This is a genomic window from Gluconacetobacter aggeris (genome assembly GCF_014174395.1).
In the GTDB taxonomy this organism is placed as follows: domain Bacteria; phylum Pseudomonadota; class Alphaproteobacteria; order Acetobacterales; family Acetobacteraceae; genus Gluconacetobacter; species Gluconacetobacter aggeris.
Genome location: NZ_JABEQD010000007.1, coordinates 64,580 through 76,712, shown reverse-complemented (window position 1 = coordinate 76,712; position 12,133 = coordinate 64,580). Strand labels below are relative to the sequence as shown.

Here is a 12,133-nt window from a genome sequence, read left to right as displayed (position 1 = left end):
ATCAGTGTTGCAAGTATATCGTAAATGCTCGGATCGGCCAGGATAGGGTGTGTCAAGTGAGCGCTTTGCAATAATCCAGTACGCGGGCGATTGCTTTGTCGTTTTCTCCATCTTTGTTGAGGTTCCATAAGGACGGTCCCGAGTTTCCTGTTCCGGGGAAAACTTCAGCCTCCCACCTCTCCGGAGAGGGGGCAATCGATACCGGAATATTTTTCATCAAGGTGTAAAATTTCAAGACAATATCATCCTGGAATGGCGCCTGCCTCCGCAGGGCAGACAATGTTTCCAAATCACTGAGATGGCTGGAATGGTAAAGAATACCATCTCTGCCCGTTGGAAAAAACATCAGAGATGGTTTGCTGAACTCTCCCCCACCACCGAATTTCTCGATAAAAGAACTATTGATAAGTGGCCACGTATTATATGGAAGGATACGCCCATTATCGACCAGCAAAAGGCGACATCTATAGGCGGAGATTGATTTGTGTTCCGCGGCAGATTTTATCAGGCCCTCCAGCCAACTGTTCGGATATATGACATCATCATCAGCAGTTGCCACCCAGAAATTCGAACCGGAATAGCGTTCAAGGGTTGGTAGTATTTTTCGATATGGTCCAAAATTCGTACAGTAATTGAGTTCGATTCTTCCGTCAGCAATAGCTTTTCGGATGAATGGTGATAAGTCGCTTTCTGAAATTCCTAAATCCTCAAGAAATGGTTCCCTGGAAATATTAAATATTATTTTGTCTGCGCGAAGGCTTTGAGCCAGCAGGCTATGAATTACCCTGTCGGTATCGCCTATTCTCGATGAAATCGAAGTAAAGGAGATATAAATTTTGTTGTTTTCGATGGAGTGCATGTTCATATACATTCACGCTGCGGAAATAAAAATGGGCGCATCATCTTTGGAAAAAATCATAAAATCCGAGAATGACGTATTGTTTTGATTGTTTATATCAAAAGTATATTTGTTCGGAAGATAAGCCTTTAATGTCCACCCTTGAATATTTTCCTTTACAAAGTTGGTAACATGCCGATGGCGAACATGTTCGGCCGGCCATTCTGCATCGACGTTGCTAGTATAAATAATGACATATTTCGTTGATCGGTTGAATAGTTCATTCATATATTCTATGAATACATTATCTTCGACAAGATGGAAGATCACGTCCAAAGACAATACCAGTTCTGCAGACACTGCTCTGTCGAGAAATTCGGATCTGAAAAATGTATAATTGCTTGAGCTGAATTTTCTTCTGCAATTCTGTAGAGTAGTCTCGGATATGTCAACGCCGATATACGAGGCGACGGGAGTCATGAGACCCAACTGATTCCCGTCGCCACAGCCGAGTTCCAGAACGGATGAAACACGATTGAGAGACAGGAAGGCGTTCAGGATGTCAGCCTTGTAGGCCGCCAGACGGCCATAGGATCCAGAACCGGAATGTCCATTTTCGTTGTAACGTCGTTCCCAATAGGTTTTCGATGAAAATGAGTTCATGGCAGGTATCCTTGCATATGTTCACGGAGTTTGGCCGCCGCTGGTGGACGGGGGTAAGGGTTGGCGCTTGGCATTCCGGTCTGGATCAGAAAAGCCGTTGCTTTGCAGCATATTCCGGCGGCGAGATATGGTCGAGATCTGAGTGGACGCGGCCTTTCTCATGCAGGTTCGGGATGTGAGCGTTCTGCCCTCTTCCTTCCGTATCGGCCTGACGGAGGTATGATAAAGAAGATGAGCTTGTCTTCGCATGCCCAATCGTTGGAAAGTAAGAAATGTCGATAATGGGTTGACGGAAAAAAAATTTACTTTAAAAATGTATATTTACATATGTCAGACATTTTTTGAATGGAGATTATTATTATGACAACGATCGAACAGATCGATCGACGTTTTCCGAGTGATCATAGTCGGCAGGTAGACGCCGAATACTATATTCATGAACTTGCCACATCGGATCATATCGATTTTATGGATCTTGGTGCGGGGGATGGGCGGTCCTATGACGTGGCCAGCCAGGCATTCCCGGACCTGGCCTGGGTTGGTGTCGATATCGCCGATAGCCCGGAGGTGGTGTCGCGCACCCGCACCGACTGTAATTTCCGTACTTTCGATGGTATAAATCTGCCCTTCTCGAACAATAGTTTCGATGTTGTTTATTCGCGGCAGGTTTTCGAGCACGTAAGATATCCTGAGGCGCTGTTGCGCGAGGTCGCGCGCGTACTGAGACCAGGTGGCTTTTTCATTGGTTCAGTATCGCAAATGGAGCCATTTCATTCCAACAGCCTCTGGAATTTCACCTATTATGGGTTTGCCGTGTTGGCGGATTCCGCCGGTCTTTCGTTAAGCGAGTTCCGTCCGGGGATCGATGGCATCACGCTCACAACACGGCATTTTGCGTTGTTTGGTCTTGCCCAGGATATGCGTGGGATCTTTGCGTCCATGTTTTCCGCAGATTCCCCAATCAACGTGCTGATCGGAAATATTTTCTCTGGCCGCCGCTGCTCGGTTTCCGAAGTGAACCGGACGAAGACGACTTACTGTGGTCATTTATGTTTTCAGTTTCGTAAGCCTGTACATGGAGTTTTTTGAGATCGCGGGAAGTTTTTCATAAAAGTAATCGAAGTTCTCTTTTGCGTCGTCAACGTTCTCTGGGAGGTTCGGATCTGCGGAGGGTTTACGCCGGCAAAACGTCCGAACATCGCAACTGGCCGCCCATGGCCGCCTTCTGATCGGATTGGGTGATGCGGCCGGTCTGCATCGGAAAAAATGCCTCTTTGCCGGATCTTGCCGTGAGGGCATGCTGCCTCAGTCGGCGGGGCCGATCAGCGACAACACAAGACAACAGAATGGAACGCGTGAGAGCTTATTTCAGTCGAAAACCTGTCTCAATGGACGGAGAACCTCCCAGATCGTCGATGATACGTGGCTTTCAAGGCCGGTTGGTATTACGGTGTAAAAATTTCAAAAAAGACCTGATGAGCGAATTCTTGGCAGTGTAGATTTCTTTGAGATACTTCCCATTGAGAGCGTCTGTCGACATCGCTCATGTAAGATGAAATTTCCCGGCCATTCTTCTCGGCATCATGCGGGTTCCTGACAATAATCTTGTCAAAAATAGCAAATTTCGCTCTCCGATTGGAGCCTAGATAATGACAGAATCGCCAATCTATTCCCCAGCCTGCCATCTCTCCATCATAGATGTTCAGGAAATCTATCAAGTCCTGACTCTTGAAGAGAGGGCAGGTGACTTCGATAAAATTGACGATTCTGATCAGGAGTTTCTCTTTTTCGATCACCTTTGTGATGTCATGAGAAATCTTCCCATCCGCACTGAAGGCGGGTTGGGAAACGGAAAAATCAAAAGTGGATGCAATATTGAAGAGAACGTCGGCATTACCCTGAACGAATTCAATATCGTCGTCGATAACCCAAATATAGTCGTATCCAGAAAGTATATTCGGTTGTGTTGAAAATATTTTCTTTAAATTCTGAAATTTTGACCCTTTCATGATGAATGCCAAATCCGAAAGGGCGGAGATGTCTCTATATTTTTCTACGGAATTGCCGTAAAATGCGACGATGAGATCCCAGTTTCGTTCTCTCTGGTTAAATAGAAGTTTTTCTATTCCGTTTTTGTCGCCGGCACTGGTGAAAATACAGTATTTTCTTTTTTCTTTTCCGGAAGGAAGGAAGTTTCTATTCATCTCTTATGGTCACCTGGTCAAATTCTATATTCTGAACAATGAGTTGGCGTAAATACTATCACGTTTCGAATGGATTGAAAGTCCCTTCATAAAGAATATTATAAAAACAAGATCTACAATCCGCTGAGAGCGGTGGATTTTCTATCAACGATTGGTTTCCAGAGGCGGCATGGCTCAATGTTCCGTCGAGCGGAACGGCCGATAGATGCCAACGGATAGGACTGTCCCTGGCGGTTCCATGATTGGCGATCCCGACGTGCACTGACCGCCCGATCGTGGGGGATGTCCAGCCGCACCCGACCGGCAGCCGTCAGCACCGTCTTCTGCCCGTAGCCATTGCGGCAGTTCAGGCGACCAGCCAGAACGACGGGAAGCGAAGCGGGTTTTCACCGACGCAGCCTGGATCAAGATCCGATAGGGCCTGGCGTCAACCGATTTTGATGCCCACGCCTCGTTCGAAAATTTCCGTCTCGCGAGGGGCGAGAGAGTTTTTCCATAAGACTATTTTATTTTTATTGATGTCTTCCCGGGTATTTGTGGGCGGAATTTCTCCGCTGTCTATGTAGTGTTTGCGCCAGAGGGTTGTGTAGTTGACGGTTTTGCTATCGACGAAGGCGATATTCAAGCCTTTTTGTTTCAACGCGGTCCAGAAAACACGATCTCCCGCGATGCTGAGTTCCTGTGGGATCAGAGAGAAGATCGACAGCGTGTAATACGAACCGGGGAAGTAAAATATGCAGCCCGTATCAACATGGACCTGAACATCGTCTTCCTTGACGTTGAGTATCTTTCCATCTTCACGTCGGAAGGTTCGAGACGTGATGATGCAATCGCATAGGTCCTCGCCAAAAACTCTTTTGGCCTGTTCGATGCATGTTTCTATATGGCGACCGTCCAGCCAATTGTCTGAATCGCAAAAACAAAAGCCATCATAGCGTTCGCAGGCGGCCAGATTGGCGCCAATGCTTCTGGGAGTATTGCCATAATCGCCGTGATTTTTGTCCAGAATGATGATTCTGGCATCCAGAAGAGTAAGGAAATCCCTATATTTTCCGTCGCATACAATAATGTGGTCGGTTTTCAAGGTTTGATTTCCGACGGAATCATGACATCTTTTGATGATGTCAAAATCTTCTCCATTATATGCTGTAATGACGGCATACTTTTTCATGATATCACCAACCAGAGAGGCTTTGTGAGAATGAATATATCATTCTTGGGAAAAGTAAATGGAAATTAACATTTATATCGCCCTCGATGGGCCCGCGTGAAACGGGACGATGCATATCGATCGCTTAGTCCGTCTTATTCGGCGTATTGTGGTTTTGTCAGCGACTCGATCGGTGGACGTGGTTGAGCCGGTTACGGCGCAGTTTCGGAACTGTGCCTCGGCCGCTCGGACCCGGATATCATCGGCTGTGTCATCGTGCAGTCGGTTGGGCACATATGATGGATGGCGCTTGGGCCGGCTGCCCTTGTCCGCAGTCGATGTCTCCAGGCAGGTTTTCGGGTGGATTTCTGGAGGCTTATGATTGTATTTTTCTGGGTATCGTTATAAAATTAAAGAGAATATGTCATGTAACGGCACTGAAATTTTTGTCCGAGGTGTAAATTGTGCAATATATCTTTCATAATAACGACATTCAATTCTGAAAATCACATACGAACGACGGTGAATAATATAAAATGTCAGAGTGGATGTGCTTTATATAGAAATGATGTGGAAGTTTTATTTATAGATGATGGATCGTCGGACGCAACGCCAAATATATTAAGAGACAGTTTTCTTGATTATGATAACGTCAGGATAATCAGAAACGATCAGAATCAAGGGGCCGGGTATTCCAGAAATATCGGCTTGGAGCATGCGTCAGGGCGTTACGTATTGTTCCTGGACTGCGATGACATCTATCATCCGGATATGTTCGATTTGTGTGCGCGTCTCGCATCCTGCATTGATATTGATATCCTGTTTTATAAATCCGTGAGAGTGGATCTAAGAATCAACATTGAAAGCGGGGTTCATTATCCTATTTTTGACAAATTCAAGGCAGGAGAGATTTTTTCGGCGTGTGACATCAGGGAACATGTTCTGAACAGTGCGACTTGGTGGTCGTGGGATCGTCTGATCCGCAGGGAGTTTATCAACGGGCAAAATATCAGGTTTCAGGAAATAAGGTCGAGCGAAGATCTTTTTTTTAATGCGTCGTTATTTATGCTTGCGGATAAAATTTCCTATATAGATAATTTTTTGATCCATCATGTTGATAACAGGTCTGGTTCCGTCAGTAACAGTCGGGAGAAGAGCTTTGATTGCTGCATTCTTGCTGTGGAGAAGGTGAAGGAATTTCTTTTGGAAAAGAATTTGTATTTTTCAAGAAGAGTAGATTTTTTTGACTATATCATTGGATTCTTGAATTGGCATTTGGAATCCATCAACGGGAATGCTTATTTCCCTTTGTTCGATATGGTGAAGAAATATCTTTTGGAAAATATTGATGGGCTTGATGGAATTCGTCCTGAAAATAGGGAAACATATGCCCTCATATCAAAAACGCAATCATTCGAATATCTGTCATATCTGAAGTCAAAGTTCTACCTTGAGCGGGAAGTATACAAAATCACCAATGAATATCTCAGAAAGAACCTGAAGGGCGAAAACGGATAGGAAATCGAATACGGGTGCGGATGCTCCCGGATCAATCGAACAGTTCATGCCTCATGGAAAAGCCAACGATGTCAGCCCGTTAAGGGAACTCTCTTCGGCCGGATCACGTCTCTGGGGATGCCACCGAAATTCTGCAAACGTTGAAGGACGCGAAACGGTCGAGATAGGGCTTTGCCCCTCTGACCCGGAACGCGCGTCGGAGGGGGCGTGACGGGCGTTTCTTCCGGGTTCGCGGTGGGCAACGCTGCTCTATTGCCCTGATTCGGAAACGCACGACCCTGGCTGCCGCATTGGGGTATCGGGGTCGCTCACGTTCCCGGTCTACCTTTGGATACGATTCCGGAAGAGCTGCATGGCTTCGTCCCGATAAAAGAAATAGATCGTCTTCAGCGGATGATTCGATGTCTCTTTCCACGGTTTCTCTTCGCCCGTGAAATGGATCAGCGCCGGATTTTCTGCGGCGGCCTTTTCTTCCGTGGCAGAATATGCACAATCGATTTCATTGTTTCCATATATTCTGGACCCGACGTTCCAGCGCAGGGGGAGAAGATATATATCATCCTTGAAGGAAATATTGAGGATATCCTGGTCTTGCAGGGTAACGTTCCTCATGTTCTTCGAGAAGGATTCTATGTAGAGGAATCTCAGATTTTTATACTTTTCTTTCGCTTTTTTGATCTCGAATATGAATACTCCCGCGTTGATATAATTTTTGTTGTGCAGGCGGCCGAAGAGTTTGCGGGATTGTGTCAGGCCGCCTTCATCGGCGCAGCCGGCGATGATCTTGTCGCCAAGATCCGTATTCCAGAGCTGGGTTATATCGTCGCAGATCACGGTATCAAGATCGACATAGATCAGTCTTTCCACTTCAGCGGGAAGAAAGTCCTGTATGATCAGTCGATAATATGTGTTCTTGCTGATATGGGCCCTGTTTTTTGGGAAAACATCGGGTAGGGGATCGTTTTCCACATCGTAGAATCTGAATGAAACGTTCGGGAACGTCTTTTCGATATTCGAAATATTCCGTTCACCCAACCTGTTGTCGTGGATGACGTGGAAAGACATCTTTTCGGGGTTTTTTGAATTCTTTGTCAGGGAATGGATGGATGTAACGGCCTGTTCCATATACGCATCGTCGAACGAGATGACGATATGCATTGTTCCGCCATATCCGACAGGCGATTCTGCTTCCTCATTCCGGGATTCGGATCTTGTTTTTTTGAACAGGAAGGAAAAATCATAGGTCTTCGCGAAATTCGGCAGAGAGATCTGACCGGCATGATAAATACGTTTTTTTTCGCCGAACAGATGTTTCTTCATGACGAATATATTGCTTAATCTCTCGGCAAGGAATCCGAAGACTCTTTTCTGGTAATAATCATAATATGTCGTGTCGATGGTTTTTTCGACCTCGAAGAGAACGGGGAAAATGAAATTGCAATATTCGTCAAATAGATCCTTCCCCATGAGGAGCATATTGCCAAAAAAACAGAAATCGAGTCCCAGGGAGAGACGGCTGGCCTCATAATAGTCTTTATGGGTATTTTTGATGATCGAAAGGGTCGTTTCCAGGTCGCTTTCGAAATGATTGAGGCGATAGTTTTCGTATAATGTCTGCCCGCTGGCGGGGGAGCCGACCTGATGAACCTTGCATAATGGAGATGTGATGATGTCATGATTTTTGCAAATTTCCTCTATATACTGGGAGCAATAAAGAAGAAAATCGATGTTTTTATCGAGAAGTAATGTTTTGTTTGCAGAATCTTTTGCGAAATTCATGTAACGACGATAGTGGTTTATTCCGACGTAATCATGATTCGTATTCTTCCATATCCAGTAAATGGCGGTCAGTTCGCACCATTCCCTGTTTTTGTGAGAGATGTTTTCTCCCGTATCGTCGCCGATTATTCCATTGATATTGTGAGCGGAAATGGCTTTTCCAACCTGGATCGGCTCAAAAAATTCATTCCTGAAAATCGGACCCTCTTTATGGTGGCATACGTAAATCTTGATATCCATTTCCGTCTCTATTTTAATAGGTCTGCCCAACTGAGGTTCTGTTTGTAGCAGAAGATCGCAAAGTTTATTATGGCGATCTTTCTGTAATCCAGCAACGGCGCAATACGCTTTGGCGGACACGCCATACGTGAATTGCCGCATGGAACGCTGTCTCGACCATCGGCCTCGAGAAATCCGGCCCGGAACCGCGCGTTGGTGCGCATGAAGAGCCAGAGAGGGCTATGCCTGACATATATTTGGAATGTGGGAAATACATAGGACCGGCGTGTCGGATCGTCTTCGAACCGGCGGGCACTGCGTAAAGGTGGTGGGCGGTTCATCACTGGCGGCCCAGTCGGGTGGCCATCCCGGCGGCGCTTCCGGCCTGTCGGAGGATCGGAGGCGCCGCCGGGATGGGATCAGATGTCCTCGTCTTCTTCCTCTTCCTCGCCATCGTCGCCGTAGACCGGCTCGACGGTGATGGTGTCGTTGTTGCCGGCGCGGAGGGTCTCGGCGTCACGCTCGGCCTCTTCCTCGGTCTCGTACAGCTTGCCGTCGTCCGGGTCGTCGTTCCAGCCCGCTTCCGGGTCCCAGAACTGGACTTCGTCGTCGCCGATCTCCTTGATCACGAGATAGCCGACGATCACGTCGTTTTCGTCTTCCATGATGTCCCCCCTTCTTCCTGCTGGACGGCCGACGTATGGACGAAGCCGCCAAAAAAGGAAGGGAAAAAATGCCGCGACGGTGATGCGGGCGCGGGTTCCCCGGTTTATGACAGTGTTTATGACAGTATGGATACGCTAGGCAGGCCAGGAGAAAGTGCCTAAGAGCAAATGATGGTTGCGATGCGTGACAGGGGAGCGAGGTGGCGGGCCGCATGGCCGCTGGTCCTGCTTGCGCTGGTCGCGCGGCTGGCGCTCGGCGGGCTGGCGAGCCCGCAGGCCGCGTTCGACGATCCGCTGGCGCAACTGGCCGGCCTGTCGGTGTTCTGCGACAGCGGTCATCCTGTGACGCCGGGCCCCGATGGGTCGCATCATGGCGAGGGGCATGCGGACGGGTTCGTCCTGCTTGCCGAGGCGCTTGATACGCCCGCCCTGACGGTGGGCGGTGCCGCTTTCATGGTCCGCGCCGTCGTCGCAAGCGGGATGGGCTGGGTGTTTCCGCCCGTGCGCGGGCCGCCCTTCCAGCACCGTTTCAGCCTTTACCCCCAGGGGCCGCCCGCTCAGGCCTGAGGGCCTGATTGACGATTTGTGCTGGTGTCCTGCGCGCGTTTTCTGTGCTCCGCGGCGACCGGCCATCGAGGCTGCTTTCGCTTGCCGCCGCGTATTTCCAATCAGGCTCGACATACGTTCCCGCGACCCCTGCGCCTCTGGCGCGGTGGGTTTTCGTATCGTTCTTTCAGGTCTGAGTCGATGCCTATCAGAATCATCCATACCCGCCTGCCGGGTGCGATGGCCAGCGCGCTGGTGCTGGCGTGCGGCCATGCCGCGTTTGCCCAGTCGGCCGAAACGGACCATCACGCCGCCACCCCGCCCGTGCGGCAGCCCGCCAAGCGTTCGGTCCCGGTCGTACCCGTGGCGCCGCCGGCCGAGCGGATTACCGTGACGGGCTCGGCCCGCGGGCCGGCGACCATCCGGCCGGCCGGGCAGACGACCTACAGCGCCGAGCGGAGCAGCTTTGCCAACCAGGTCGGGCAGAGTGTGGCCGATATGGTCGTGACCGTTCCCGGCGTCAGCTTCGTCGCGGGGAACGGGCCGCGCGATGTCGTCGTTTCGGTGCGCGGGTCGGGAGACCGGCAATCCTATGGGCTGAAGAATATCCAGGTGCTGGAGGATGGGTTTCCGGTCACGCAGCCGGACGGCACGGCGCGGTCGGACCTGATCGATCCGCATGCCTATGACGGTGTCGATGTCTTCCAGGGGCCGGCCTCGACCGTGTACGGCAATTACGCGATCAATGGCGCGATCAATTTCCGCACCCGGAATGGCGCGGATATCCATGGGCTGGAGCTGGGGTCGGATTTCGGCAGTTTCGGCATGTTCAACAATTACGTCACGCTGGGTGTCGGCGGCCGAGCCTATGATCTGATGGTCTTTGGCAGCGATGTGCGCGGCAATGGATTTATCGCCAACAGCCGTTACGCGACCTCGACCGAGAATGCGCGGCTGCGGGTCAATGTGACGGACCGGGACCGGCTGATCCTGAAATTCATCAACAACGTCACCGACGCCTTCCTGCCGCTGCGCCTGTCGCTGGAGCAGTATCGTCTTAATCCGTACCAGCAAGGGTGTGCCGTGGCCGCGAATGCGGCGGCGGGGTGCGCCACGGTGAATCTGCTGGTCAACGGCCGGTATGGTGCGACCGTGGCCCGCACGCCGCAGCAGGCGGGGCTGGGCCGGTTCGACCGGCGGACCATCGTCGGGCTGCGCTGGGAGCATGATTTCGACAGCCGGACCACCTGGCGCAACCAGTTTACCTACGACCAGCGGCATATCGACCAGCCGACTTCGGTGGCCAGTTATGTCGGGCCGTACAATTCCTATAATGTCAGCACCGATGTGACGAACCGCGCGCGTCTGGGGGCCACGAACTTGACGACGTTCGGCGGCATCAGTTTCGATGATCTGGATTTCGGATCGCAGGTCTATAACGTCACGCCCGCAGGCGGGGCGACGCGGGGCGGGCTGAACGGGACCTCTTATGGGCATCAATGGAATCTCGGTGCTCGTTTCCAGGAGGATTGGCAGTTCGCGCCGCAGTGGCATGCGGTGATCGGGCTGGGTGGCACCTACTCCGATCTTGGAGCGATCCAGAACCTGTACCGGTATGGCCCCACCGGGCAGAGCGTGACCGCGATCACGGCCAATCGCTTCTTCTTCAACCTGGCGCCGGAGGCGGCGCTGGTTTATGCGCCGGATCGGGACTGGACGCTGCATGCGCGCGTCGGCACCGCCTATGCCACGCCGACGACGTCGAACCTGTTCGTGACCCCGCAGGGGAATTACGGCAACAACACGCATCTGAAGAGCGAGACCAGCGTGGGGGTCGATCTGGGGGGCGAGTGGCATCCGTTTGCCGGGGTCGATGTGCAGGCGACGGGGTTCTACGAGTTCTATCGCAATGAACTGGTCAGCCAGTCGGCCGGGGTCAATACAGTCAGCGCCTTTACGTTCAACGCCCCGGCATCGGAGCATCGAGGGGTCGAACTGGGGGCGGAATGGACGCCGCTGCGCCGTGCCCTGCCGGGAGGGCGGATCAGGCTGAGCTATACATATGATAATCAGGTCTACACGGATTACACCGAAATGATGTCCGGCAGCGGGCTGTCGCGGGCGTTCGATCGCAGCGGCAAGAATATTCCCGGCGTGGTTCCGAATTTTCTGAATGCCCGTTTTCTCTACGATCAGCCCGATGGGCCGCTGGAAGGGCTGGGCGGCTATGCCGAGGTGACCTGGCGGAGCGATTACTGGCTGGACAATGCCAATCGCCTGCGCGCGCCGGCCTATCAACTGGTGAACCTGGAGCTGCATTACGATCCGCCGAAACGTCTCGGCTGGGTGCACCGGCTGCATACCTATATCGAGGTGCAGAATCTTGCCAACCAGACTTACGCTGCCGGGGCGACGAACATTGCCGACGTGCTGCTGGCCGATGGCACGCAGGCCGGGGCGGCGGTTCTCGCGACCCGGACCGGGTCGATCTATGCCGGGTCGCCGCGTGCCGTCTTCGGCGGCGTGCGTGTGCATTTTTGAAGGGGGAGCG

10 protein-coding genes and 1 pseudogene are annotated in these 12,133 nt (G+C 51.1%); 4 read left to right on the top strand and 7 right to left on the bottom strand.

The genetic code is table 11. The features are described from left to right. Nucleotides 1-52: 52 nt before the first annotated feature. On the bottom strand, nt 53-865 hold the full coding sequence (locus HLH36_RS11380) for a hypothetical protein (RefSeq protein WP_182986493.1): 813 nt from the start codon (nt 863-865) through the stop codon (nt 53-55). A gap of 6 nt (nt 866-871) precedes the next feature. Beyond that, entirely contained in the window at nt 872-1,501 is a 630-nt protein-coding gene (locus tag HLH36_RS11375) for a class I SAM-dependent methyltransferase (protein WP_182986492.1), read from the bottom strand. Nucleotides 1,502-1,861: 360 nt separating this feature from the next. Between HLH36_RS11375 and HLH36_RS11370 the strand changes: the two genes are divergently transcribed. Then, entirely contained in the window at nt 1,862-2,590 is a 729-nt protein-coding gene (locus tag HLH36_RS11370) for a class I SAM-dependent methyltransferase (RefSeq protein WP_182986491.1), read from the top strand. A 356-nt stretch (nt 2,591-2,946) separates the two neighbouring features. Here HLH36_RS11370 and HLH36_RS11365 read toward each other — a convergent pair whose 3' ends face one another. The 3 genes and pseudogenes from HLH36_RS11365 to HLH36_RS11360 all read right to left on the bottom strand — a co-directional run bounded on the left by HLH36_RS11365 (nt 2,947) and on the right by HLH36_RS11360 (nt 4,876). Then, entirely contained in the window at nt 2,947-3,705 is a 759-nt protein-coding gene (locus HLH36_RS11365; RefSeq protein ID WP_182986490.1) for a DUF707 domain-containing protein, read from the bottom strand. A 266-nt stretch (nt 3,706-3,971) separates the two neighbouring features. Continuing rightward, nucleotides 3,972-4,067 (bottom strand): annotated as a pseudogene (locus HLH36_RS20320) (transposase); the annotation flags it as partial. 65 nt (nt 4,068-4,132) lie between these two features. Further along, complete coding sequence (locus tag HLH36_RS11360; RefSeq protein ID WP_182986489.1) at nt 4,133-4,876, bottom strand: glycosyltransferase family A protein; 744 nt, start codon at nt 4,874-4,876, stop codon at nt 4,133-4,135. Between the two features lie 441 nt (nt 4,877-5,317). On the opposite strand from HLH36_RS11360, the gene HLH36_RS11355 reads away from it, so the two are divergent. Further along, on the top strand, nt 5,318-6,373 hold the full coding sequence (locus HLH36_RS11355) for a glycosyltransferase family 2 protein (RefSeq protein ID WP_182986488.1): 1,056 nt from the start codon (nt 5,318-5,320) through the stop codon (nt 6,371-6,373). A 321-nt stretch (nt 6,374-6,694) separates the two neighbouring features. Here HLH36_RS11355 and HLH36_RS11350 read toward each other — a convergent pair whose 3' ends face one another. Both HLH36_RS11350 and HLH36_RS11345 read right to left on the bottom strand, forming a co-directional pair. Continuing rightward, nucleotides 6,695-8,533: a DUF4422 domain-containing protein gene (locus HLH36_RS11350; RefSeq protein ID WP_182986487.1), complete on the bottom strand. Its 1,839-nt coding sequence runs from the start codon at nt 8,531-8,533 to the stop codon at nt 6,695-6,697. Nucleotides 8,534-8,790: 257 nt separating this feature from the next. Beyond that, nucleotides 8,791-9,036, bottom strand: a complete 246-nt coding sequence (locus HLH36_RS11345) for a hypothetical protein (protein ID WP_182986486.1) — start codon at nt 9,034-9,036, stop codon at nt 8,791-8,793. Nucleotides 9,037-9,216: 180 nt separating this feature from the next. Here HLH36_RS11345 and HLH36_RS11340 point away from each other — a divergent pair, with 180 nt between their 5' ends. Both HLH36_RS11340 and HLH36_RS11335 read left to right on the top strand, forming a co-directional pair. Beyond that, entirely contained in the window at nt 9,217-9,603 is a 387-nt protein-coding gene (locus HLH36_RS11340) for a hypothetical protein (protein ID WP_246376748.1), read from the top strand. 180 nt (nt 9,604-9,783) lie between these two features. Then, complete coding sequence (locus HLH36_RS11335) at nt 9,784-12,123, top strand: TonB-dependent receptor family protein (protein WP_182986485.1); 2,340 nt, start codon at nt 9,784-9,786, stop codon at nt 12,121-12,123. Nucleotides 12,124-12,133: the final 10 nt, after the last annotated feature.

Coding starts and splice junctions, on each gene's coding strand:
- HLH36_RS11340 (WP_246376748.1), top strand. CDS start 9,217: ATGCGTGACAGGGGAGCGAGGTGGCGGGCCGCATGGCCGCTGGTCCTG.
- HLH36_RS11360 (WP_182986489.1), bottom strand. CDS start 4,876: ATGAAAAAGTATGCCGTCATTACAGCATATAATGGAGAAGATTTTGAC.
- HLH36_RS11375 (WP_182986492.1), bottom strand. CDS start 1,501: ATGAACTCATTTTCATCGAAAACCTATTGGGAACGACGTTACAACGAA.
- HLH36_RS11380 (WP_182986493.1), bottom strand. CDS start 865: ATGAACATGCACTCCATCGAAAACAACAAAATTTATATCTCCTTTACT.
- HLH36_RS11350 (WP_182986487.1), bottom strand. CDS start 8,533: ATGCGGCAATTCACGTATGGCGTGTCCGCCAAAGCGTATTGCGCCGTT.
- HLH36_RS11365 (WP_182986490.1), bottom strand. CDS start 3,705: ATGAATAGAAACTTCCTTCCTTCCGGAAAAGAAAAAAGAAAATACTGT.
- HLH36_RS11370 (WP_182986491.1), top strand. CDS start 1,862: ATGACAACGATCGAACAGATCGATCGACGTTTTCCGAGTGATCATAGT.
- HLH36_RS11335 (WP_182986485.1), top strand. CDS start 9,784: ATGCCTATCAGAATCATCCATACCCGCCTGCCGGGTGCGATGGCCAGC.
- HLH36_RS11345 (WP_182986486.1), bottom strand. CDS start 9,036: ATGGAAGACGAAAACGACGTGATCGTCGGCTATCTCGTGATCAAGGAG.